Consider the following 23,661-nt stretch of genomic DNA (forward strand, 5'->3'; position numbering starts at 1 on the left):
CGGCTGCCTAAAGTACGGGGTGTGGTGGCGGGGGTATTTGAACGTTATGTTCCATTGCCGCCTCTTTTTATTTTAAGACGATCAATTTGAATGAGAGAAGGCGATAGGTATGGTTCACTTAAATGGCTCTACGTTAACTTTAACGGAAATGAAACGTGTCATTTACGAAGGAGAAGAAATTGCGATTGATCCGCTAAGTATGGAAAAGGTTATGAAAAGCAGGTTAGCAGTTGAGAAGATCGTAGCAAGTGGGGAGACTGTGTATGGAATTAATACAGGTTTCGGTAAATTCAGCGACGTTCGGATTCAAGATAAAGATGTCGATACTCTTCAACTTCACCTTATTCGTTCTCATGCCTGTGGGGTAGGGGAATACTTTCCTGAACCAGTCAGTAAAGCCATGGTCGTATTACGACTTAATGCATTATTAAAAGGGTATTCCGGCGTTCGCCCATGTGTTGTCGAACGTCTTTGTGATCTAGCAAATGAAGAAATTATTCCTGTAATTCCAAGTCAAGGCTCTCTTGGAGCCTCCGGGGATCTAGCGCCGCTCTCTCACCTTGCGTTAGTTCTTGTAGGAGAAGGAAAAGTTCATTACCAGGGGAGAATTGTACCAACAAAAGATGTTTACGATGAACGAGGTATTTCCCCACTCACCTTAAAGGCAAAAGAAGGTCTTGCCCTTATTAATGGGACACAAGCGATGACGGCGATGGGGATCATCAATTATATTGAAGCAGAGCGTTTAATGGATCAGTGTGATTGGATCGGCGCTATGACCCTTGAAGCACTGGAAGGGATTATTGACGCCTTTCATCCAGCGATACATGAAGCACGAGGGTACCCTGAGCAAATGGAGGTTGCTGAACGAATAAGAAAGTTAACGAGTGATAGTAAACTCGTGACACATCAAGGAGAAAAACGCGTGCAGGACGCTTACTCCCTCCGATGCATGCCACAAGTTCACGGGGCCTCAAGACAAAGTCTAGTTTATGTAAAAGAAAAGCTAGAGATTGAAATGAATGCTGCTACAGATAATCCACTTATTTTAGAAAACGGCAAAACGGTCGTCTCTGGTGGGAATTTTCACGGTCAACCTATTGCCATTGCGATGGACTTTCTCAAAATCGCCGTAGCCGAAATGGCTAATATATCAGAACGGAGAGTGGAACGGCTCGTTAATCCTCAGTTAAATGATTTGCCTGCATTTTTAAGCCCGGATCCTGGTCTCCAGTCTGGTGCGATGATTATGCAATATGCGGCTGCATCACTCGTATCAGAGAACAAAACGTTTGCCCATCCAGCGAGTGTGGATAGCATCCCCTCATCCGCGAATCAGGAAGATCACGTTAGTATGGGAACAATTGGTGCTCGTCATGCTTATCAAATCATCCTAAATACCCAAACAGTTGTCGCGATTGAAATGATATGTGCGATGCAAGCATTAGAAATCCGGGGCATCTCATTAGCCTCTACATCTGCTCAGAAGTTATATGAGAAAGGAAGAGCTATCGTATCCTCGATTGAGGAAGATCGCGTCTTTTCAGATGATATTGAAGCTCTTACTACGTGGCTACGTGCAGATCAATTTCATTGGAATATTCACGGTCAATTTATACTTGGGTAATACGTTTGTGGAAGGAAAAAGGACAATTCCTGTAAAAAGGGATTGTCCTTTCTGATTAGCGATTAATCTTCGTAAAACTCGTGATCCGTTTCAAAAAGAACATCTTCCTGACACGAGACACAATCGTTAAAACAACGTGTGAAATCTAGAGGAAATAAACGACGACAAACGTTGGAGCAATATCGAGAACAGCTTGGAGCGGTTTCACGACCCGCTGTGTCATTATCTCGACAGCCACAACCACCTCTTGCTTCACCTTCAGTACGGTTTCGCTTAATGTTAGCTCTTCGGTTATTAGCACTTCGACGATTTCCCATATTACCACCTCCTATCTATCAATACTTTATGTAGAAGGTCTCGGACATGCTTATCCATTCGCCTAGTTAAAGCTATCAGTTCATTGATTTTATGATAAATATTCAGAAAATAAGGTTGTTTCTCTTGTTTTTATAGAAATGTATGTAAAAATAGGTATTAATACCCTTTGTTAGATTGAGAGAGTAACAATTTTAAACGCTGTACGTCAAACAGGCGGAATTAGAGGTAAGGAGCTGTCGCATTTAATGCCTTCAACAAAAACGTTAGTTATTTCAATTACATCAATGGTAGTCCTTATCCTTGGACTTACGTACTGGTTTATTTCAGATTTAGATTGGAGTTTAAAAGAAAAAACACAAGAAGCTGAAGCTATAAGTGATGAAAAGGGTTCAACTGTTGACCCAGAGCGTTACGTGGATGATAGTGAAGAATCCATTACGTCAGATGGTGTTCCAAGTGAAAGTAAATTTCAGGATTATATACATGGAATGACCCATCAAAAAGTTATAGCTAAAGATAAGTGGGGGATCTATCAAATTTCTGAGGAGCGGATCGATAATATGCTCGAGGTGCTAGATAAAGTTAAAGGGACGCCAAAAGAGTATAAGTATCAGGATTTTTATACGGAAGCTTTAACAGAATGGGATAAAGGAAACTTTACCAATGCCGTGGACGTCCATAACTACATCTGGAATTTAAATGGAGGAACGATAGGAAAAGCGAAAAGATTAATGACAACAGAAGAAGAACAAGCCTATATTGATAAAACTTACGATAAGCGGTGATTCCGCTTATTTTTTGTTTTAACGCACAACATTTTGGTAAACTGAAATGAGAATAATGCGAAGAAACGGAGGATGACAAATTGAATAACACTGATCAACCGCACGAAAATAAGTTAATTCATGAAAAATCGCCCTATTTGCTCCAGCACGCCCACAATCCAGTAGACTGGTTTCCATGGGGAGAAGAAGCGTTTGAGAAAGCGAAACGAGAGAACAAGCCTGTGCTTGTTTCGATTGGATATTCGACTTGTCATTGGTGTCATGTGATGGAAAGAGAAAGCTTTGAGGATGAGGAAACTGCAAAACTTCTAAACGACCGCTTTGTAGCGATTAAGGTCGATCGGGAAGAACGTCCGGATATTGATTCCATTTACATGAAGGTGTGTCAGGGATTAACCGGTCAGGGGGGATGGCCGCTGAACGTTTTTGTTACGCCTGATCAAAAGCCATTTTATGCCGGAACTTATTTTCCGAAAGAAAGCCGATACAATCTACCGGGATTTAAAGATGCGATCATTCAGCTTTATCAGCAATACAAGGACAATCCTGAGCGAATTACAGGAATTGGCGATAAAATAACCGCGTCATTGCAAGAACGAATGAATGCGGAAGGTGGGGAATTAACAGAGGAGCCGCTTCATAAAGCTTTTGAACAGATGCAAAATTCCTTTGATACAATATTTGGTGGTTTCGGTCAGTCCCCGAAATTTCCATCCCCTCATATGCTGATGTATTTGCTACGGTATTATCGTCATTATAAACACGATCTCGCCTTAACAATGGTGACGAGAACGCTTGATTCCATGGCAAATGGCGGTATTTATGATCACGTAGGGTTTGGTTTTGCCAGGTACGCTGTTGATCAGGAATGGCTTGTTCCTCATTTTGAAAAAATGCTGTATGATAACGCCATGCTGGCGCTTACCTATACCGAAGCATTTCAAGTTACTGGGAACGAACGCTACAAACGAGTTGCTTGTGAGATACTCGAATATGTACAACGTGACATGACAGGTAATGATGGAGGGTTTTATTCCGCAGAAGATGCTGATTCTGAAGGGGAAGAAGGCAAGTTTTATGTGTGGACAAAAGAAGAAGTTCACACAATCTTAGGTGAAGAACTTGGCTCTCTGTACGCTGAAGTGTATGACATTACAGCGAGTGGAAATTTCGAAGGGAAAAACATCCCTAACTTAATCAAAACAAATCTTTCAAAGATTGCTAAATCATTCAACCTGACAGAAGAAGACGTCCAAACTCAACTGGAGACAGCAAGAAAGAAACTTTATGCCGAGAGAGAAAAACGCGTTCATCCCTATAAAGATGATAAAATTTTAACGAGTTGGAACATGTTAATGATTGCGGCATTTGCGAAAGCGGGAACGGCATTTCAACAAATTGAATACACTCAATTGGCAGAAAAGTCGTATCGGTTTATTGAAGAAAACATGGTGGTCGATGGACGTTTAATGGCTCGTTATCGCGATGGAGAAGTGAAATTCAAAGCGTATCATGACGATTATGCATATGGACTCTGGGCGTTAAATGAATTGTATGAAGCAACGTATGATCCCCAATATCTTGTTAAAGCAAAAAAAATCTCTGATGATATGCACGAATTGTTTTGGGATGAGAGTTCTGGAGGATTCTACTTATATGGCCATGATGCTGATCGATTGATCGCAAGACCGAAAGATGTTCACGATGGCGCTCTCCCATCTGGAAACAGCGTTGCTGTTCTTCAGTTGCTCCGTTTATCGAAGTTAACAGGCGAAATGAAATATGATGAGTGGGCTAATCGGATGTTTACCGCTTTTTCAGGTGATGTCTCATCGTATTCAAGTGGTCATGCTTATTTCTTAATGAGTAAGCTCTATGCACGAACTTCTTCTAAAGAAGTGGTTATCGTCGGTTCAAACCAAGATAGCAATAAAGAAAGATTGATACAGTTTCTACAGCAAAACTTTTTACCTGAACTAACCGTAATGAGCGTCGAAGATCCGACGGAACTAACTGAAGCAGCACCATTTGCAGCTAACTTTGAGAAGACAAGCGAAACGACCATATACATTTGTGAGAATTTCAGCTGTTCGCTTCCTGAGAGGGACGTGGATAAAGTCATTAAAGAATTAGAAAAATAAACGAAAAAGCTACCGGGCTAAACCTGGTAGCTTTTTGTCGATAAAGAGGTGAGGTTATGCACGCGATCCTAGCAAAGCTTAAGGAGATAGAAGAAAAGAATAACATTACAATTTTATTTGCATGTGAAGCGGGGAGTCGCGCTTTCGGTTATGAGAATAAGAACAGTGATCATGATATACGGTTTATTTACACGCACGATCTAGACTGGTATTTAACGGTATTTCCTCAGACGGATGTTTTAGAAGTTAACAGCGGAAAAGTTGAATTCCATGGGTGGGATATACAAAAGACGCTCTTTTTAATAGGAAAATCGAATCCTTCCATTCTGGAGTGGTTCATTTCACCAACTATTTACAAGGAAACGGAAGAAGTGAAAATGCTTAGGGAATTAAGCACTGATTGTTTTTCAGTAAAACCATTATTGTTTCATTATATTAAGATGGGAATAACAAATTTAAAAGCACAGGAAGAACGATCCGACCAAAAAGGGATGCTTTATGCTTTAAAATCGCTTCTTTTTGGAAGGTGGATCTTGGTGAATGAAAGCCTTCCTCGGTTAACTCTCCCTCAACTTCTCCAAGATTCATCGCTTAATGATCATATAAAAATACAGGGACAGACTTTATTCAGAAGAGAAACGCTCAGTAAGCCAGAGCACTTAATAGGCAATCTTGAAGAAGAGTTAAATCAATTAGAGAAAAAAGCTCGGCTCTTAAAAGAAAGGCGTGTAATGGATCAAAATAGGATTGATTGTGTATTTCGATCGATCGTTAGAAGGTAATGGAAAGGGGACTTACCAATCAAAACGGTATCCATTCGAACGCGTATTCGCTACAATAGACATAGAATAATTTTTGAGGTGATCGGATGGAAAGAAAAAAGAAACTGCCAGAGCTTCTGGAGATGTTTCAGCAGGAGGAAAAGTATCGGTCTAATATCGTAACCTGGAAAACGATTGAACCGAAGGAAGCGAAAACAGCGCCTTTTCCACAAGGGCTTCAGCCAGAGCTTCAGAAAGCTCTTGAAGAAAGAGGTGTGGAACAATTATACACCCATCAGGCAACAGCATATGATGAGGCTTCAAAAGGAAACAGCTTCGTAGCTGTTACACCAACCGCTTCAGGAAAAACCTTGTGCTATAATTTGCCTGTTCTAGATACGATATTGAAAGATCCTTCAAGTCGAGCTCTTTATTTGTTCCCAACAAAAGCCCTTGCACAGGATCAAAAGAGTGAGATCAATGAATTAATTGATGAGATGGAAGTTGATTTAAAAGGGTATACGTACGATGGCGATACGTCTCCAACGATTAGACAAATCGTGCGTAAAGCAGGACACATCGTTATGACGAATCCAGACATGTTGCACTCTGCTATTCTTCCTCACCATACAAAGTGGGTTTCACTATTTGAAAACCTTAAAGTGATTGTGATTGATGAGCTTCATACGTATCGTGGTGTGTTTGGAAGCCATGTTGCTAACGTGATTCGACGATTGAAGCGCATTTGTCAATTTTATGGAAGTAACCCTATTTTTATTTGTACATCAGCAACGATTGCGAATCCGAAAGAGCTTGCCGAAGAGCTAACGGGAGAACAAATTACGTTAATTAATAACAATGGCGCGCCTACCGGCCGGAAGCATTTTGTTCTTTATAATCCTCCTGTTGTCAATCAAGCGCTTAATATCAGGCGTTCCGCAACGCTTGAAGCAAGAAATTTAGCAGTAGAACTGTTAAAAAACAACATTCAAACAATCGTTTTTGCACGGAGTCGTGTTCGTGTTGAGATCCTCCTCACCTACTTGCAGCAGTTGGAACAGCGAGAGTTAGGGCCACGCTCGATCATGGGGTATCGAGGAGGGTATTTACCTAAACAAAGAAGAGAGATTGAAAGAGGTCTCCGAAATGGAGATATTAAAGGGGTCGTTAGTACGAATGCTCTCGAGCTAGGTGTTGATATTGGTCAACTTCAGGCGTGTGTTTTAACAGGATATCCAGGCACCATTGCAAGCACCTGGCAGCAAGCCGGTCGTGCAGGGCGTCGCCAGGATGAATCTGTCGTGTTTGTTGTTGCGAGCTCAAGTCCCCTTGATCAATATATGATCACTCATCCGGATTACTTTTTTGAACGAAACCCGGAAGAAGCTCGAGTAAACCCTAATAATTTAATTATTCTTGTTGATCACGTAAAATGTGCTGCATATGAGCTTCCTTTTCAGCAAGGAGATACGTTTGGTGGAGAGAACATTGAAGACGTGCTGGAGTTTTTAACGGATGAACAGCTCCTACATCATCGCGCAAATCGTTGGTTCTGGATGAACGATGCTTTCCCAGCTCACAACGTAAGCCTTCGCTCTGCGTCGCAAGAAAATGTAGTCATTATTGATCAAACGACAGCTTCGAATGTAAAAGTGATTGGAGAGATGGATCGGTTTAGTGCCATGACATTGCTTCATGAAGAAGCGATTTATCTTCATCAGGGTGTGCAATATCAAGTGGAACTGCTCGACTATGATGAAAAAAAGGCGTGGGTCCGAGAAGTGGATGTCGATTACTATACGGATGCTAATCTTGCTGTGCAGTTGAAGGTGTTGGAAGAAGACAAGCATGAACCACTGCCACATACAACAGCTACTTATGGAGAAGTGATGGTTAACGCAATGGCAACGATATTTAAGAAAATCAAATTTGAGACGCATGAAAATATCGGATCTGGTCCGATTCATCTCCCTGAAGAAGAGCTCCATACGAATGCATGCTGGTTTGATTTCCCGGAAAGCTTTGTCCAAACAATGGGAGAAAATCGGTTGGAGGAGGGACTACTCGGTCTTGGGAATGTCCTTCGAAACGTTGCTCCTCTCTTCGTCATGTGCGATGTGTCTGACCTGCATGTTACACCTCAAATTAAAGCTGTGCATTCAAACAAGCCGACCGTTTTCTTTTATGATCGTTATCCAGGAGGAATAGGATTATCCGAAAGAGTATACAAAGAATTAGGCTTCATTCTAAAGGAAGCGGAATCGATTGTCGTGAATTGCGAATGTGAAAGTGGCTGCCCATCCTGTGTTGGAGTATCAGGTGAAACCGGAGAAAATAGCAAGCAAACCGCTATTTATTTACTTGAATATTTAAGAGGTGAACATTCTCATGTCACTGAAAGCTAAATTAAATCGAATGAAAAAGCATATGAACCTGAGCGAAGCGGATGACGTTGAAGCAAAAGTGGAGCAGCCTACTGTCGACGTGCCTCACCTTCAAAAATGGAAAGAGCTCCATGCGCATCCCTATTTTCTTGACGGAGACTATGCACTTGTAAGAAGAAAGCAATATCCGACTGGCTATCAGCATGGTCGTTATGTGTTTCAAGAGCTTGAAAACGTGGTGGAACGCTGGAATAATCACCACCGTGCTCATCCGCTTTCGTCTAAGCATCTTACCCCTTCTGATTTGCTGTTTTTTGATACAGAAACAACGGGTCTAGGTGGTGGAGTTGGCAATACGATCTTTTTGCTCGGCTATAGTCAGTATACAGAAAATGGAATATCTATTAATCAGTATTTTTTACCTGGACCAGGTGCGGAGGTGCCTATGTACAAGGCTTTTCTCGACGATGTGAACGAACTGAAGAACCTTGTGACGTACAATGGCAAAGCGTTTGATTGGCCGCAGGTGAAAACACGTCATACGTTAATACGCGAGCAAGTACCGAAGTTACCTCAATTTGGCCACTTTGATCTTTTGCACGGAGCAAGACGTTTTTGGAAAAATGAAATGGAATCTGTTAGACTCGCCAATGTAGAAGAACAGCAGTTAGGTTTTGAGCGTAAAGAAGACATTCCAGGCTATTTAGCCCCTATGCTTTATTTCGAATTTGTGAAAGATCCTGATCCAGAGCTCATTGAAGGGGTATTAAAGCACAACGAAGAAGATATTTTGTCGTTAATTACGCTGTATATTCGAATGTCTCATCTTCTGCTCGACGTGGAAGGGAAGTCCTTAACCGCTGAGGAGCAGTATCAATCTGCTCGTTGGTGGGAAGCGGTAGGAGAAGAAGATCACGCTGCGGTACTTTATGCAAAAACAATTGGACGATATGAGAAAGAAGCGAAAAAAGCGCTTGCTCTAATTTACAAAAAACAAGGTCAAATTCATAAATCTATAGACATTTGGCTTGCGTTATCACAGAATACAAATGATGAAGACTGTGACATTGAACTTGCTAAATATTACGAGCATAAAGTGAAAGACTATGAAAAAGCGCTATATTATGCTTTATCCGCGTATCAAAAGTGGAAAGAGAAGAAACGGATTTTAAAAGATAAAGAAGAGAATGAGCGATTGTTGTATATGAAAAGAATTGAACGGCTTGAGCAAAAGGAAGCCCGTTAACGATTGGAGGTTGTTATGCAGGATTTCTATGACGTACTTAAGAAAAAGGAACCTTTCCATTCACTGAGCGATGAAGAGATTGAGAAATTAATGGCATCTGCCAAGTTCTCTACTTATCGGAAAGGTGAATTTTTGTATCATGAAGATGAAGATGCAAATACCCTTTATCTCCTTGTTACTGGTATTGCAAAAAACATCGTTCATAAAGCAAATGGCCAGCAAGCTACGATGCGATTTTACTACCCGGGCGACCTGGTCGGGTTAATGATTATGTTAACGGATGAGTCGATGACTTTTTCAGTTCAAGCAAATGAAGATTGTCAGGTCATTCAAATAAAAAAAGAAGTAATGTTAAAGATAATGACGGAAAATCCTGCTTTTTCGCATAATGTTCTTGATACAATTGGGGAACGGATGCGTAGTCTTTATGATGAAATTAAGCAGGAGCGAGATCGCGAATCAGATGGAGAAAACATCGCTCTTTATCGAACGAGAGTTAGTGCCATTATGGATTCCAAGGTAACAATTCCGCCTACTTATACGGTACTAGAAACAGCGGATCTGTTTCGAACGAAAAATTATGATGGTGTAATCGTGAGTGAAGATCGTGAGAGTGTATTAGGAACGGTCACTCCTCTTGAAATCATAAATGCCCTTACGATGGGACAATACCAGGATCCGATTCATAAATGGATGTATCAGAAGCCCAACCTTGTTGAGGAAGATGCGTTCAGTTACGAAGCGCTTGCTTATTTGAAATTTCATAAAGTGTCACTGTTGCCCGTAGTAAAGCGAGATCGCATAGTAGGGATGGTTTCTGCGAAATCTTTTCTCGGCATTCAAGAATCTGCTTATCTTGATTTATCTTATCGCTTATCAAGAGCAAAAGAACTTGATGAAATAATGAATCTTTCTCCTCCTATTCATCAAGAGTTTCGTGCCTTTATTCAAGAATTACTCGATGCCAATACATTGGGATATGAGATATGTGAAATGATGTCCAATTATAATGATGAAATGCACCGTCGCATTATTTTACTGGCTGAAAAGGAAATGATAAGAGAAGGATACGGAAGAGCACCTGTGAACTACTGTTTTATTGTGATGGGAAGTGAAGGAAGAAAAGAACAGGCTTTCAGCACAGATCAGGATAATGGTCTAATTATCGATGATTATGAACATCTTGAACATAAAACAGAAATCGAAACGTTTTTTAAAGTGTTTGCAGAGAAAATCAATGCAATGCTTACAACATGCGGTTTGCCAGAATGTGATGGCGGAATTATGGCCAAAAATGAGAAGTGGAGACGGTCTCTCTCAAATTGGCAAACAGAAGTGAATCGGTGGATTACGGAAACAGATGCTGAAGAAATTCGTAACTTTACGATCTTTATGGACTTTCGCCCAGTGTATGGCGACTTTGATTTAGCACGAGCCCTCAGAAGTCGTATAACAGAACGAATTCGAAAAGCACATACGCTACAAATGCTGTTAATGAAAGATACAATTAGATTTCGTGTTCCGCTTAATCCTCTTGGGAAATTACAGCTTCGAGGAAAAGAAAAAACGCTTGATTTAAAAAAGGCTGCAATTATGCAAATCGTGAATGGAATTCGGATTTTCGCAATGAAATATGGCGTTGAAGAAGTAAATACAATTAAACGTCTACACGAGTTAAAGAAAAAAGAAATCTTTCATCATCGTGATGTAATTAATATTGAAACCTCTCTTCATTATTTGTATACCTTTCGAGTAAGACAGAATCTTTATCAATTGGAGAAAGGATCGGAAATTTCCAATTTAGTTAGGCCTATTGAGTGGGAGAAAGAGGAAAGAAGGAAAATGAGGGAAGCGTTACTTGTTGCGAAAAGAATGCAACAGGTAAGTGAATTAAGCTTCCGAAGGAATCGGAGTATTTAACAATGTCGTCCATAGGTTTTAAATTATTGCGTTATTATCTTTATGATCGCTTAAAATGGCAAAAAAAAATAAAAACAGACAAAACATTACCTGTATATGAACGCTTGTATGATTCATTATTGTTATATCAAGAATCAAGCAGCCGTTATTTTACGGTTTTTGACCTTGAAACAACGGGGTTTTATCCAGCGATTGGAGATGAAGTGATCTCAATTGGAGCAGTTAAAGTTGATCTTGTTGAAGGTCGTATTCTGGAAGAGTCTTTTTATCGCATAGTCCGTCCCATTAAGAAAGTTCCGAGATTTGTTCGGCAATTAACCGGATTGTCCATTGATGAAATTCGTGCAGGGTGGACATTTATAGAGGCTTTTGAAGAATTTTTATCCTTTAGTAAAGGAACAACTCTTGTTGCTCATCCTGTTAAATTTGACGTTTATTTTTTGCAAAACCTTATTCAAAGATGGGGATTACCAGACTACTTGCCGCCATATTTAGATTCTGAAGCACTTGCTAAGGAATTATTTCCAAGAAGTAATCCTCAGCTTGACTCGTTAATAAGAAAACTTAATATAGATCGTCATGAACGCCATCATGCTCTAAATGACGCCAAAATGACTGCTGAACTTTTATTAGTAATGTTTGACAAGTTAGACATGAACGACGGTCATGATGAGGAAATAAGACAGCGAATTACGAGGGATAATCTCGTATTCGGTAGGAAATAACTTTATTTCTTTTCATTATTCCCCGGGCAAGCGCATAAAGGGCATTCTTTCGACGATTTCTTTTAGAAAACTTGTTGAAACACCGTTTACATTTGTCGTCTCTTGTTGTAACTTTGAGTAGTATATTGAAGTTTCTGAGTTTTTTTAGAAATAGTTGAGATTGAATGTAATGGAGAGATGGAAATTGAAGCAGGTAATCATGGTTATGTTCTTTATAGTAATTGCATTAACAGTCGTTGTAATGAGTCAAATTAGTGATTCAGCTCATAATTACAGTGATAATGAGGTCATTGTTCAAAAATAGGCGTGAATTTCAGGGGGAGATTGGGGAAATAAGGACGAATACACAGTACATGTACATCGCAATGAACATAGGCTAGTAGGGAAATCACCAAATTAAGAAGGGGGAACCTACACTATGTTTCATAGACATCATCGCATGGGCCCAAATGGAAATATGCCAAATCAGGTGAGTCCAGCTATGCAGGGACCGAATGCGAATATGCCAAATCAAGTGAGTCCAGCTATGCAGGGACCGAATGCGAATATGCCGAATCAAGTAAGCCCTGCTATGAAAGGCGGAATGCCAGGTCAGGTAAGTCCAGCCATGCAAGGTCCTGGAGGTCCATGTCCAACGAGTCCTGTAGTATATCCGACAAAATGTTGTGTGAAGAATCATTACTATAAGCACAACGTCGATCACATTCATCCTACCCATATTAAAAATGTTCATCATCATATGTATGAGCACAATCATAGTTATCCTTTAACGGAGTCAGATGAAGTGTTAGCATCACATATGAATAACTATCCACCACCACGTCCAACGGGTGCCATGCCGGCAGGATACGCACCTACAAGCCCATCTCAAGTGGCAGGGGCTATGCAGGGGCCAAATGATATGTATGGTCAAGTAAGTCCGGCTCAAAAGAGAAGAAAATAATGAAAAAATGAAACGAACTGGGCTTCCAGTTCGTTTTTACATAGGAGGTGTGTAAGTGGCAAACGTTTTGCTTGTTACTGGTTATAAGGCACACGAGCTAGGAATATTTAGTGATGATCATCCAGGTCTTCCAATTATAAAGGCGGCTTTGCAAGGAAGAATGTCGCAGTTAATTGAAGAAAAAGATGTGGAATGGATTTTAATAAGTGGACAGACTGGAGTGGAACTCTGGGCGGGTGAAGTGGCACTTGATTTGAGAGAGCTTTATCCTGATTTAAAGCTTGCTGTCTTGACGCCATTTTTAGAACAAGAAAGCAAATGGAAAGAACCGACGCAAGATTTTTATAATATGATACTCTCGGAAGCTGATTTTGTTGAATCGATTACAAGCCGTCCTTATGAAAATCCAGGGCAGTTAAAAGCAAAGAATGAATTTTTAGTACGTAAAAGTCACGCAATGCTCATTTTATATGACGAAGAAACGCCAGGTTCTCCAGATTATTACTTAAAAGAAGCGAAGAACAGACAGAGAACTGATGCAGGGTACGAAGTTTTTACAATCACGCCGATTGACCTTGATTTACTAGAACAGGATTTACGTGAAAGTGATCCAGATTTTTACAAGCAATAAGGCGAATTGAAGAGATTCCAATTGACAAGAGGGAACTCTTTTGGAAGAATAAAATAAAGACAATAATCGCATACATACAGAGGTGATAAAATGGCCGAGCAACAACCGACTCAATTAACAGCTAAGGATATTCTTGAAAAAGATTTTAAAAGCGGCTTTCGCGGATATGACCAGGACGACGTTGATAAGTTTCTAGATGTCGTGATTAAAGATTATGAGCGTTTCGAGAACGATATCGAACAACTACGTCAAGAAAACACGCGTTTAAGAAGAGAAATGGATCGACTGTCCGAGCAGCAAAAGCGACAGCAGACACGCTCTCAGACGCAACCAGGAAATACGAACTATGATATTTTAAAGCGACTTTCTAATTTAGAAAAACATGTTTTTGGAAGTAAGTTGTATGAATAAACCGCCGTTTGGTGGTTTATTTTTTAAGGGCTTGATAAATTTCAATTACCGTACTATACTATAAATAACAAAACAAAACATTTCACTAAGCAACCTTGCATATAAGCAGAATATAAGATATAATTGCTTTTGCTGTCCTAACAATGATAACGTTCGGGTGATCGCTGTATGTTACACATTAAGTAGCATATAGAGGAAAGTCCATGCTCGCACGGTCTGAGATGATCGTAGTGTTCGTGCCTGATGAAACAATAAGTCAGGGTAGTCCATTTTGGGCTAACGGCGGGGAAACGGCCTAAGTCCTTAACGGATAAGGCCCGAATACTCTGAAAGTGCCACAGTGACGAAGTCTTAATGGAAACATTAAGAGTGGAACGAGGTAAACCCCACGAGCGAGAAACCCAAATTATGGTAGGGGAGCTTTCTCGAAGGAATTAAACGGAGAGAAAGCCAGGCGGTGAGGACGCGTCTGGAGATAGATGATTACCACTTGAGTACGAGGGGAGACCCGTTCGCAGTACGATAGAACAGAACATGGCTTACAGAACGTTATCATCTTTGATGAAAAGCCCTTATGGGGCTTTTTTGTATGTTAAGGCTATAAATCGTGTTTGAATGGAAAACCTAAGAGGGATTCGTGATAAGCAATAACTCATTAAATTCAAATAGGACTAACATAACATATTCATTTTTTGTATGATTACTAAGACAACTACTATTACATAGAAGAGCGAAAAAGATTGGAGTGGAAAAGATGGCGAAATACGAATTAATTGCAACGGCCACCATGGGGCTCGAATCATTGGTTGCTCGTGAAGTAAAAGATCTAGGTTTTGAAAATGTACGCGTAGAAAATGGTAAGGTTACTTATGAGAGTGATGAAATTGGGATTTGTCGATCGAACTATTGGCTAAGAACAGCAGATCGTGTAAAACTAAAAGTTGGCGAATTTAAAGTTACGTCGTTTGACGAGCTTTTTGAAGCGACGAAGGCACTACCTTGGGGAGAGCTTTTACCTGAAAATGCAGAATTTCCTGTTAGTGGACGTTCTGTTAAATCAACGTTATATAGCGTACCGGATTGTCAGGCGATTGTGAAGAAAGCGATTGTAGAAAGCCTGAAAGAAAAATACAATGTTTCCTGGTTTGAAGAGGATGGACCACTATTTAAGATAGAAGTGGCCATTCATAAGGACACAGCTATTCTTACAATCGACACAAGCGGTAAAGGTCTGCATCGTAGGGGGTATCGTTACTTGCATAGTGCTGCACCGCTAAAAGAAACCATGGCGGCTGCAATGGTGATGCTAACGAATTGGAATGCCGATAAACCTTTCATGGATCCATTTTGTGGCTCAGGTACACTTCCGATTGAAGCAGCGATGATTGGTCAAAATATCGCACCAGGATTTAATCGGGAATTTGCATCTGAAGATTGGGCATGGATTGGAAAGAAACGCTGGGAAGAAGCTATGATTGAAGCGGAAGATCTTGCAAAATATGATCAGCCTCTTCACATCTTTGGTAGCGATCTTGACCCAAAAATGGTTGATCTTTCAAAAAATAATGCTCTTGAAGCTGGGTTCGGAGATATGATTCAATTCAAGCAAATGCAAGTAACGGACGTTAGCTCAAGGTTTGAGTATGGAACCCTTATTGGTAACCCACCGTATGGCGAGCGACTCGGTGAACGTGAAGAAGTCGAAGAAATGTATCGGAAAATGGGGAAAGCGTTCCGTGAGCGACTTGATACCTGGTCTGTTTACATTCTAACTTCTCACCCTCGTTTCCAGGAAGTTTATGGAAAGCGAGCGACGAAGAATCGTAAGCTATACAATGGTGATATCAAAACTCATTACTATCAGTTCTTTGGACCAAGACCGCCAAAAAATTAACTTTAGACAAAAGCACCTCTCCTTTTATGGAGAGGTGCTTTTGTCATTATTTATAAAACATTTTATTAAACTTTTTCAACTACATACGCGCGCTTATCACGGAAATATTTCTCACCGTCGTCAGCCGAATGTTCAAAAAACCCTTCAACTTCATGAACCACTTTGAATTCTCGCTCTGGATCAGAAAAAAGTTGTGAAGCGTTACTAGCTAACAGCACAATATCGGTTGTCGATACAAAGCTGTCGAGTTCTTTTGCTTTATAGTGCTCACCAGGTTTTAACGTATTGATTCGATGCTGTCTCATGAAAAAATCCCCTTTCCCAAAATTTGATTTACTTTTTTGTTACCACGTGACTATCGCTTTTAAACGGAATAATGTGGATAGACCATCATGAGCTTAAATCATTTGAAGGAAGTTTGTTTCATAGAGTAAGAAGAGTGGGACTGTGAAGGGGGTGCATTTATGAAAAAAGCGATTTTGGGTATGATTATTTCAGTAGCTGTCATAATGTTCCTTACGAATCCAAGTCAGGATGATTACAGTAGATGGGTTGGGAAGCAGTTAAAGAAAGATCAAAATGCACTGTTTGAGTTAGGCGTAGATCTTGCAGTTGTTCCATATGTAAGAGATCAAACATCACGAACGGAAGCATATTTTTTTTCAATTTATCGAACAAAATTATGGAATAATAAAGAAATAGTAGCGATTGGGATGTTTGATTCATTCTACATTAATAAGAGGAACATCGAAAAAATAAAAGAAATCGATTGAAATGGAAAACGTATAGGAAAAGGCATGTATGCCTTTTCCTATACGTATCATTCGTAACTTATGGTAGGATAGAACAAGAGGGATTAAAAGGCTTTCATCTCTTCATGCGTGAAGTATTCAGGTTTCTTAGCACCTTGTGCATGAAGTTCTTTAAAGTAGATTTGATACTCATTTAACGAGATCGAACCTTGTAAATAATTCACCTGGATAAAGTCTAGTAATTCGTCTGCGGTAGCTGGTTTTCTTCCTTTTACCTGATCGAATGTGTGTATCAGATTCTGAATAGACATCTGAATCCCTCCTTGAACTATTTGCTTACCAAAAGGATAACATGAGAATGTTCAGATCGATTATTTTAGAATTTTTTAACTTCCGACAAATCCTTACATAATGAAACGAGATGTGTCGAATTTACTGGGAAGCAACATACTATTAAAAAAGGGGAATATGAATATGACGACGGAATTGAAGCAAGTAGAAGAGCAATTTTTAACATATGTTAAAAAAATGATGAGCTTTAATGAAGCCATTGGCGTCATGTATTGGGACCTACGTACTGGCGCACCAAAAAAAGGCGCTGAGCAGCGTTCTGAAGTTATTGGCATGATGTCTTCTGAAGTATTTGAAATGTCGGTTTCCTCAGAAATGAAAGGATTTCTTGATCAACTTACAAAAGAAGACGTTCAAGCAGATTTAAGTGAAATCACACGTAAAACAGTCGAAGAGTGTCGCAAAGATTATGAGCGTAATATTAAAATTCCGGCGAAAGAGTATTCAGAATATGTTATTTTAAGTGCAAAAGCAGAAACAATCTGGGAGGAAGCGAAAGAAAAAGCTGACTTTGAGTTGTTCAGACCTTACCTTGAAAAATTAGTGGCATTCAACCAAAAATTTGTCGAATATTGGGGCTATGAAGAAAATAAATATGATACGCTTCTTGATATGTATGAGCCAGGGGTAACGGTTAAGGTGATTGATCGCGTCTTTAACCAACTTAGAGAGCATATTGTTCCTCTCGTGCAACAAGTTGTTCAAGCAAGTGATCAGCCGAAAACCGACTTTTTGTTTGAACATTTCCCAGAAGATAAGCAGCAAGCATTTAGTATGGATATATTAAAAAAAATGGGATACGATTTTGAAGCGGGTCGTTTGGATAAGACGGTTCATCCATTTGCGACAGGGTTAAACCCAGGTGATGTTCGAGTTACTACCAAGTACGATGAAGGAGACTTCCGTACAGCAATCTTCGGGACCATTCATGAAGGTGGACATGCTCTTTACGAACAAAATTTATCATCTGAATTAATTGGAACGCCTTTATGTACTGGCACGTCAATGGGAATTCATGAATCACAGTCTCTTTTCTGGGAAAACTTTGTTGGCCGTCATCAGTCATTTTGGAAAAATAACTATGAAAAGCTTAAAAGTTATTCAACCGGACAGTTTGACGACGTTTCGTTAGAAGACTATTACCGTGCCATTAATGTTGCGGGTCCGTCGTTAATTCGAATTGAAGCAGATGAAATGACGTATGCTCTTCATATTATGGTCCGTTACGAAATTGAAAAAGGGTTAATTAATGGAGACATTGAAGTGAAAGACCTACCAACCATCTGGAACGAGAAAATGGAGGAGTATTTGGGGATCACGCCAGATAACGACGCAGTAGGCGTTCTTCAGGATGTGCACTGGTCAGGTGGCTCATTTGGTTACTTCCCTTCGTATGCGTTAGGTTACATTTATGCAGCACAATTAAAGAGTGCTATGCTAAAAGATCTCCCACAGTTTGATGAACTTTTAGAACAAGGGAATTTACTGCCTATTAAAGAGTGGCTTACAGAAAACATTCATCAGTATGGTAAACTAAAGCAGCCAATTGAAATTATTAAGGATATCACTGGAGAGGGCTTGAATGCTGAATATTTGATTCAATACCTTGAAGAGAAGTATTCTAGCGTTTATCGTTTACAAAGTAAATAATTCAAAAATCCTGCCATGGGCAGGATTTTTTTAGTCTGTAGATAACGTTTCGTATTCATTTTCATTAATGCCTACAAATCCATTAAGAATAATCGCAGCAAATAGAGGTGTTCTTTCTTTTAAATCTTCAACTGAATAGAGTCCAGAGAAATATTGTACGATTAACCCATCGATCATCGCAACGAAGGCGCTAACACCTTCACGGTAATGAAGCGGCCAATATTCCTTGTCGGGGTCGAGAGCAACAAAGCGATCTCTAAGATAAAGAAGCATTTCATCAAAAGCTTTTCTGAAATTATCTGGATCCTCTCCTTGAGCCTGTTTCCCCATTTCCTCCGTTAGTTTAGGAAGGTTTTCCTCGTTATAGTCCATCGATCCATAAATGAAATTTTCTACAAATTCCGGCACGTTTTGCCCTTCGCATTCATCCGTGAATTTTTCATATTCACGCGTAAGGTGGTATAAGTTTTCATTTATGATGCTCATCCTTTCAATTATGAATAAAAACTATATTTCCCAATTTTAATATGGTAAAACATGAAATTTCTGTTGAAATAAGATAATCAGAAATTGTATGATAAAAGCAGAACATACTAAACGGTTAGTATGAAAGGGTGGTAAAATGAAACAGTTTAAATCATTTTGGCCGGAAACAGTACCTTCTACATTAACTTATCGAGATGGAGAAAGGCCCCTTCACGAATATCTTTCCATTCAAGCGGAGCGAAAACCAAACGAAATTGCCATTCACTACTATGGTTATCAATTAACATGGAAAAAATGGAATGAACACTCAAATCAACTAGCAAACTATTTGGAACGGATTGGTGTCAAACAAGGTGATCATATCGCTTTGTTTATGCAAAATTGTCCACAATATCTAATTGCTCACTATGCCATTCAAAAGCTTGGAGCAGTTGTCGTTCCGTTAAATCCCATGTATAAAACCTCTGAGCTTACTTACTTAATTAAAGAAGCAGACATGAAAGGAATCATATGTGGGATAGAACTTTTACCAATGTTAGCAAAAATTGAGGAAGCTCTTTCCTTTATCGTAACGGTTTCTTATACGTCGATCCTTTCCCCTGAGCAATCCAATCGTGTGCCATCTGAAATAAAATTCCCTATTAAATCTTCAAGATTTACAACTCTAGAGTCTCTCTATGATACAGAAGAAGTTTCATTTCAAGCTGTCCCTGTGAGATTAGATGATGTGTGCTTAATGGTGTTTACATCAGGAACAACGGGGAGACCTAAAGCAGCAATGCTTACTTATGAAAATGCTTTATTTAAAACTGCTGCTACGGTGACCTGCAATCGAATTAAACAGGAAGACAAATTGTTAGCGATCGCCCCATTATGTCATATTGCTGGAATGGTAATGGGAGTTAACTTACCTGTCTATAGCGGGAATGAAACTGTCCTGCTGAGTCGGTTTGATGCAGAAACGGTCGTATCAGCAATTGAGGATCATCGCATTACAATGTGGTATAGTATCGCCCCTATGAACGGGGCTATCTTGCAAATGCCTGGTCTTAACGAACGAGATTTAACATCGCTTCGACTTAATTTAGCGACAAGCTTTGGCGTGCAAGTAACTAGAAATCTCGCAGATCAATGGAAGAAAGCAACGAATGGCTGTCTACTATATGAAGCTTCCTATGGCTTAAGTGAGACGCATACATGTGACACGTTTATGCCAACTGAACATGTGAAGTTTGGAAGCTGCGGCATTCCTATTCACAAGACAAATCTGAAAATTTTAAATACGGATAGCGAAGAAGTTGGGCCACTTAAAGAGGGAGAAATCGTAATTAAGAGTCCAGGGGTTTTTAAGGGATATTACAATCGACCTGATGAGACAGCTGCTTCTCTAAAGAATGGGTGGGTATACACTGGTGACATCGGTTATCTTGATGAAGAAGGCTACTTATATTTTCGAGGCCGTTTAAAAGAGATGGTTAAAAGCTCAGGTTATAGCGTGTTTCCAGAGGACGTTGAAGCATTAATGAATGAACATCCAGCTATTAAGCAAACAGCGGTTATCGGTATACCCGATCAACAAAAAGGAGAAATCATTAAGGCAGTCGTCGTCTTACATCCTAATCATTCTAACACAACAATCGAAGAGTTAATGGCGTGGTCTAGAGATCATATGGCTGCTTATAAAGCACCCAAAATAATCGAAATTCGTGAAAGTCTACCTGCTACATCTTCAGGGAAAGTATTAAGAAGGTTATTAAAGAAGTAAAAAGGAGTGGAATGATGGAATCATATGTAGAAGATTTGAAGAATCGTAGACTACGTGCGGAACGAATGGGCGGTCAACACAAAATCGATGCGCTTCATGCGGTAGGAAAAAAGACGGCACGTGAACGAATTGCGCTCCTCGTCGATGAAGGATCTTTTCTTGAGTTTGGTAAATTGAATACCTCTGAAATTCCTGGTTATGAAGAAAAGAGTTCCGGTGATGGCGTTATTTGTGGGGTAGGTCGTGTAGATGGTCGTCCAGTCGTTGTTCAGGCAGGCGATAAAACGGTGTTTGCCGGTACTGAAGGTGCCGTTCATATTCGAAAAACGAAAACCGCGCATGCTTATGCGTTAAAAAGAGGTCTGCCCTTAGTTAATTTAAGTGAAGGAGGAGGTCTTCGAATGCCAGATGGAATGGGGTCTGATGGCATTAGCGATAAGCTTTTTCCTCAAGAAATGTTAACGCATCACCGTGAAGTTCCGATGGTGACGGCCATTCTTGGTGATAGCTTTGGGGGACCGACATGGCTTGCGGTATCTTCTGATTTTGTTACCCAATTAAATGGAACGTGTATGGGAGTAGCTGGACCTAGAATGCTTGAAATGGCTACGGGAGAAAAAGTAGAAGAAGAAGAACTTGGCGGCGTTGAAGTACATCATCACTATACTGGACAGATTGATCAATCCGCTGAGACTGAGGAAGAATGTATTGCTCAATTGAAGATGTTCTTAAGCTTTCTTCCATCTCATAGCGAAGAAGAACCGCCACTTTCTCTAAATGATGATTCGGTAGAAAGAAAAGTTGATCAGTTACTATCTGTTGTTCCTGAAAAACGAAATCGCGCCTACAATATGAAAAAAGTAATCGCAGCGTTAGTTGACAATGGGAACTTTTTTGAGATAAAACCAGAATTTGGACCTGCACTTCTAACCTTGTTAACGAGAATCGAAGGGAGGTCTGTGGGGATTATTGCAAATCAACCGATGAAATATGCTGGCGCTGCGGGGGTTCAAGAATGCGAAAAGGCGACAGATTTTATTTGTATGTGCGATTCATTTCATATTCCCTTAATCTTTCTTCACGATATACCGGGTTTTCGAGTAAGTTCTGAAGCAGAGAAAAGTAAAATTCCGACTAAGATTATGATGTGGAATCAAGCCCTTGCACAATCCACGGTTCCTAAGGTATCTGTTGTGATAAGGAAAAGCGTAGGCGCGGCTTACGGGAATATGTGTGGTCCTACGATGGGAGCAGACTTTGTCGTTGCATGGCCATCTGCTGAAATCAATTTTACAGGGCCAGAAGTTGGGATCAATGTCGTCTATGGAAGAGAATTGATGTTATCTGAAAACCCAAAAGAGGACCGAGAAAAGCTCTTAGAAAAATGGAGTTTTGATAGTTCACCTTATAAAGCAGCTGCAAAACATTTAATTGATGATGTGATTGATCCAGGAGAAACGAGGCAGTTTCTTGCTAAAACGCTAGAACTGGCATGTTATAAAAAAGGCTCAATAAGTGAAAGAAAGCTAGCAAATTGGCCAACTGGATTTTAATTTTGGTAAAATGTATTGAATATTAAGAATAATAAATTTATACTGTTTGTAAGAACATACCAACCGGTTAGTTAGATATCGGTTAAAAGGAGCGAACAATAGATGAATTTTGACTATTCCGAGCGTTGCCAATCGTATCTTGAAAAATTAACAGCTTTTATGGATGAACATGTTTACCCAAATGAAAAAGTGTATGAAAAACAGCTCTCAGAACAGGAGAGCAGATGGTCACGTATTCCGCCAATTATGGAAGAACTGAAACAGAAAGCAAAAGATGCGGGGTTATGGAATCTTTTTCTTCCCGAAAGTGAATATGGCGCTGGACTAACAAATGCTGAGTATGCTCCTCTTTGCGAAGTGATGGGACGATCAATGATTGGTCCAGAAGTATTTAACTGTGCCGCCCCTGACACTGGAAATATGGAAGTATTAGTACGTTACGGTACAGACGAACAAAAGAAAGAGTGGCTAGAACCTCTCCTTTCTGGAGAAATTCGCTCCTGTTTCTCAATGACAGAACCAGATGTTGCTTCTTCTGATGCTACAAATATTCAGGCTAGAATCGAACGCGATGGAGACGAGTATGTCATTAATGGAACAAAATGGTGGTCTTCTGGTGCTGGAGATCCAAGATGTAAAATTGCCATTGTTATGGGCAAAAATGATCCGAATGCAGCAAAACACGAACAACAGTCCATGATTCTCGTTCCACTTGATACGAAAGGCGTCACGATAAAGCGAGTGCTCCCCGTTTTTGGTTATGATCATGCCCCACACGGACATGCAGAAATCGAGTACAAAGATGTCAGGGTGCCCGCTTCAAATATGCTTTGGGAAGAAGGAAAAGGTTTTGCGATTGCTCAAGGGAGACTTGGTCCTGGACGAATTCACCATTGCATGAGGTTAATCGGAACGGCAGAACGAGCGCTTGAAGATTTATGTAAGCGCGTACAAAGTCGCGAAGCCTTTGGAAAGAAAATTTCTGAGCAAGGCGTCGTTCGCGAGTGGATAGCCGATTCTCGCATCGAAATTGAACAGGCGAGACTGCTTACACTAAAAGCAGCTTATATGATGGATACAGTTGGAAATAAAGAAGCTAAAGCAGAAATTGCCATGATTAAAGTAGTTGCACCGAATATGGCTCTTCGCGTGATTGACCGAGCTATTCAAGCATTTGGAGGTACTGGTGTAAGTGATGATTATACATTGGCAGCTCACTGGGCTAACGCTAGAACGCTTCGACTAGCTGACGGTCCTGACGAAGTACATCGCAGTGCAGTCGCAAGACAGGAATTGAAGAAATACCGTTGATAAGGGG

Annotated in this window: 21 protein-coding genes and 1 other RNA gene; 18 read left to right on the forward strand and 4 right to left on the reverse strand. The window is 40.2% G+C overall.

The features are described 5' to 3' along the window. Positions 1-109 precede the first annotated feature (109 nt). Positions 110-1,627, forward strand: coding sequence for a histidine ammonia-lyase (gene hutH, locus PQ578_RS15225; protein ID WP_273835199.1), 1,518 nt, complete (start codon positions 110-112; stop codon positions 1,625-1,627). A gap of 62 nt (positions 1,628-1,689) precedes the next feature. Here the strand turns inward: hutH and PQ578_RS15230 are convergent, their stop codons facing one another. Then, positions 1,690-1,944: a hypothetical protein gene (locus tag PQ578_RS15230; protein ID WP_273835200.1), complete on the reverse strand. Its 255-nt coding sequence runs from the start codon at positions 1,942-1,944 to the stop codon at positions 1,690-1,692. A 246-nt stretch (positions 1,945-2,190) separates the two neighbouring features. Between PQ578_RS15230 and PQ578_RS15235 the strand changes: the two genes are divergently transcribed. The 12 genes from PQ578_RS15235 (at position 2,191) to PQ578_RS15290 (ending at position 15,786) form a co-directional block, all read left to right on the forward strand. Further along, on the forward strand, positions 2,191-2,730 hold the full coding sequence (locus PQ578_RS15235) for a DUF6241 domain-containing protein (protein WP_273835202.1): 540 nt from the start codon (positions 2,191-2,193) through the stop codon (positions 2,728-2,730). Positions 2,731-2,810: 80 nt separating this feature from the next. After that, on the forward strand, positions 2,811-4,871 hold the full coding sequence (locus PQ578_RS15240) for a thioredoxin domain-containing protein (protein ID WP_273835204.1): 2,061 nt from the start codon (positions 2,811-2,813) through the stop codon (positions 4,869-4,871). Between the two features lie 56 nt (positions 4,872-4,927). After that, positions 4,928-5,653 (forward strand): nucleotidyltransferase domain-containing protein, encoded by a 726-nt coding sequence (locus PQ578_RS15245; RefSeq protein WP_273835205.1) that lies wholly within the window; start codon positions 4,928-4,930, stop codon positions 5,651-5,653. Between the two features lie 86 nt (positions 5,654-5,739). Next, positions 5,740-8,037 (forward strand): DEAD/DEAH box helicase, encoded by a 2,298-nt coding sequence (locus PQ578_RS15250; RefSeq protein ID WP_273835207.1) that lies wholly within the window; start codon positions 5,740-5,742, stop codon positions 8,035-8,037. Further along, positions 8,021-9,262: a ribonuclease H-like domain-containing protein gene (locus tag PQ578_RS15255; RefSeq protein ID WP_273835209.1), complete on the forward strand. Its 1,242-nt coding sequence runs from the start codon at positions 8,021-8,023 to the stop codon at positions 9,260-9,262. Before PQ578_RS15250 ends, PQ578_RS15255 begins: the two co-directional genes overlap by 17 nt. 15 nt (positions 9,263-9,277) lie before the next feature. Continuing rightward, complete coding sequence (locus tag PQ578_RS15260) at positions 9,278-11,182, forward strand: DUF294 nucleotidyltransferase-like domain-containing protein (protein ID WP_273835210.1); 1,905 nt, start codon at positions 9,278-9,280, stop codon at positions 11,180-11,182. Between the two features lie 2 nt (positions 11,183-11,184). Then, positions 11,185-11,907, forward strand: coding sequence for a 3'-5' exonuclease (locus PQ578_RS15265; RefSeq protein WP_273835213.1), 723 nt, complete (start codon positions 11,185-11,187; stop codon positions 11,905-11,907). A 418-nt stretch (positions 11,908-12,325) separates the two neighbouring features. After that, positions 12,326-12,850 carry a CotD family spore coat protein gene (locus tag PQ578_RS15270; RefSeq protein ID WP_273835214.1) on the forward strand — a complete coding sequence of 175 codons (525 nt, stop codon included), beginning with the start codon at positions 12,326-12,328 and terminating at the stop codon, positions 12,848-12,850. A 55-nt stretch (positions 12,851-12,905) separates the two neighbouring features. Beyond that, complete coding sequence (locus PQ578_RS15275; RefSeq protein WP_273835216.1) at positions 12,906-13,481, forward strand: SLOG family protein; 576 nt, start codon at positions 12,906-12,908, stop codon at positions 13,479-13,481. A 90-nt stretch (positions 13,482-13,571) separates the two neighbouring features. Then, entirely contained in the window at positions 13,572-13,892 is a 321-nt protein-coding gene (gene gpsB, locus PQ578_RS15280; protein WP_098443813.1) for a cell division regulator GpsB, read from the forward strand. A gap of 149 nt (positions 13,893-14,041) precedes the next feature. After that, positions 14,042-14,439: RNase P RNA component class B (gene rnpB / locus PQ578_RS15285), an RNA gene on the forward strand. 207 nt (positions 14,440-14,646) lie between these two features. Continuing rightward, positions 14,647-15,786 carry a THUMP domain-containing class I SAM-dependent RNA methyltransferase gene (locus tag PQ578_RS15290; RefSeq protein ID WP_273835218.1) on the forward strand — a complete coding sequence of 380 codons (1,140 nt, stop codon included), beginning with the start codon at positions 14,647-14,649 and terminating at the stop codon, positions 15,784-15,786. 65 nt (positions 15,787-15,851) lie between these two features. Here the strand turns inward: PQ578_RS15290 and PQ578_RS15295 are convergent, their stop codons facing one another. Next, positions 15,852-16,091 (reverse strand): hypothetical protein, encoded by a 240-nt coding sequence (locus PQ578_RS15295; RefSeq protein WP_224594088.1) that lies wholly within the window; start codon positions 16,089-16,091, stop codon positions 15,852-15,854. Positions 16,092-16,250: 159 nt separating this feature from the next. Here PQ578_RS15295 and PQ578_RS15300 point away from each other — a divergent pair, with 159 nt between their 5' ends. Continuing rightward, complete coding sequence (locus PQ578_RS15300; protein ID WP_273835223.1) at positions 16,251-16,559, forward strand: hypothetical protein; 309 nt, start codon at positions 16,251-16,253, stop codon at positions 16,557-16,559. Positions 16,560-16,642: 83 nt separating this feature from the next. Here PQ578_RS15300 and yppF read toward each other — a convergent pair whose 3' ends face one another. Continuing rightward, positions 16,643-16,849, reverse strand: a complete 207-nt coding sequence (gene yppF / locus PQ578_RS15305) for a YppF family protein (protein ID WP_273835225.1) — start codon at positions 16,847-16,849, stop codon at positions 16,643-16,645. Positions 16,850-17,012: 163 nt separating this feature from the next. Here yppF and PQ578_RS15310 point away from each other — a divergent pair, with 163 nt between their 5' ends. Continuing rightward, positions 17,013-18,539, forward strand: a complete 1,527-nt coding sequence (locus PQ578_RS15310; protein WP_273835227.1) for a carboxypeptidase M32 — start codon at positions 17,013-17,015, stop codon at positions 18,537-18,539. A 30-nt stretch (positions 18,540-18,569) separates the two neighbouring features. Here PQ578_RS15310 and PQ578_RS15315 read toward each other — a convergent pair whose 3' ends face one another. Beyond that, positions 18,570-18,947, reverse strand: coding sequence for a hypothetical protein (locus PQ578_RS15315; RefSeq protein WP_273835228.1), 378 nt, complete (start codon positions 18,945-18,947; stop codon positions 18,570-18,572). A gap of 214 nt (positions 18,948-19,161) precedes the next feature. Here PQ578_RS15315 and PQ578_RS15320 point away from each other — a divergent pair, with 214 nt between their 5' ends. The 3 genes from PQ578_RS15320 to PQ578_RS15330 all read left to right on the forward strand — a co-directional run bounded on the left by PQ578_RS15320 (position 19,162) and on the right by PQ578_RS15330 (position 23,654). Next, on the forward strand, positions 19,162-20,790 hold the full coding sequence (locus PQ578_RS15320; RefSeq protein WP_273835230.1) for a class I adenylate-forming enzyme family protein: 1,629 nt from the start codon (positions 19,162-19,164) through the stop codon (positions 20,788-20,790). Positions 20,791-20,804: 14 nt separating this feature from the next. After that, a complete protein-coding gene (locus PQ578_RS15325; RefSeq protein WP_273835232.1) occupies positions 20,805-22,343 on the forward strand; it encodes an acyl-CoA carboxylase subunit beta in 1,539 nt (512 codons plus the stop codon). A 102-nt stretch (positions 22,344-22,445) separates the two neighbouring features. Next, positions 22,446-23,654 carry an acyl-CoA dehydrogenase gene (locus PQ578_RS15330; RefSeq protein WP_273835234.1) on the forward strand — a complete coding sequence of 403 codons (1,209 nt, stop codon included), beginning with the start codon at positions 22,446-22,448 and terminating at the stop codon, positions 23,652-23,654. The last annotated feature ends 7 nt before the right edge of the window (positions 23,655-23,661 follow it).

This window comes from Guptibacillus sedimenti (assembly GCF_028610665.1).
Taxonomy (GTDB): domain Bacteria; phylum Bacillota; class Bacilli; order Bacillales; family Guptibacillaceae; genus Guptibacillus; species Guptibacillus sedimenti.

Bases quoted from the DNA above. Each gene is read 5' to 3' on its own strand.
- hutH (WP_273835199.1), top strand. From the start codon at position 110: ATGGTTCACTTAAATGGCTCTACGTTAACTTTAACGGAAATGAAACGT.
- PQ578_RS15230 (WP_273835200.1), bottom strand. From the start codon at position 1,944: ATGGGAAATCGTCGAAGTGCTAATAACCGAAGAGCTAACATTAAGCGA.
- PQ578_RS15235 (WP_273835202.1), top strand. From the start codon at position 2,191: ATGCCTTCAACAAAAACGTTAGTTATTTCAATTACATCAATGGTAGTC.
- PQ578_RS15245 (WP_273835205.1), top strand. From the start codon at position 4,928: ATGCACGCGATCCTAGCAAAGCTTAAGGAGATAGAAGAAAAGAATAAC.
- PQ578_RS15250 (WP_273835207.1), top strand. From the start codon at position 5,740: ATGGAAAGAAAAAAGAAACTGCCAGAGCTTCTGGAGATGTTTCAGCAG.
- PQ578_RS15255 (WP_273835209.1), top strand. From the start codon at position 8,021: ATGTCACTGAAAGCTAAATTAAATCGAATGAAAAAGCATATGAACCTG.
- PQ578_RS15260 (WP_273835210.1), top strand. From the start codon at position 9,278: ATGCAGGATTTCTATGACGTACTTAAGAAAAAGGAACCTTTCCATTCA.
- PQ578_RS15265 (WP_273835213.1), top strand. From the start codon at position 11,185: ATGTCGTCCATAGGTTTTAAATTATTGCGTTATTATCTTTATGATCGC.
- PQ578_RS15270 (WP_273835214.1), top strand. From the start codon at position 12,326: ATGTTTCATAGACATCATCGCATGGGCCCAAATGGAAATATGCCAAAT.
- gpsB (WP_098443813.1), top strand. From the start codon at position 13,572: ATGGCCGAGCAACAACCGACTCAATTAACAGCTAAGGATATTCTTGAA.
- PQ578_RS15290 (WP_273835218.1), top strand. From the start codon at position 14,647: ATGGCGAAATACGAATTAATTGCAACGGCCACCATGGGGCTCGAATCA.
- PQ578_RS15295 (WP_224594088.1), bottom strand. From the start codon at position 16,091: ATGAGACAGCATCGAATCAATACGTTAAAACCTGGTGAGCACTATAAA.
- PQ578_RS15300 (WP_273835223.1), top strand. From the start codon at position 16,251: ATGAAAAAAGCGATTTTGGGTATGATTATTTCAGTAGCTGTCATAATG.
- yppF (WP_273835225.1), bottom strand. From the start codon at position 16,849: ATGTCTATTCAGAATCTGATACACACATTCGATCAGGTAAAAGGAAGA.
- PQ578_RS15310 (WP_273835227.1), top strand. From the start codon at position 17,013: ATGACGACGGAATTGAAGCAAGTAGAAGAGCAATTTTTAACATATGTT.
- PQ578_RS15320 (WP_273835230.1), top strand. From the start codon at position 19,162: ATGAAACAGTTTAAATCATTTTGGCCGGAAACAGTACCTTCTACATTA.
- PQ578_RS15325 (WP_273835232.1), top strand. From the start codon at position 20,805: ATGGAATCATATGTAGAAGATTTGAAGAATCGTAGACTACGTGCGGAA.
- PQ578_RS15330 (WP_273835234.1), top strand. From the start codon at position 22,446: ATGAATTTTGACTATTCCGAGCGTTGCCAATCGTATCTTGAAAAATTA.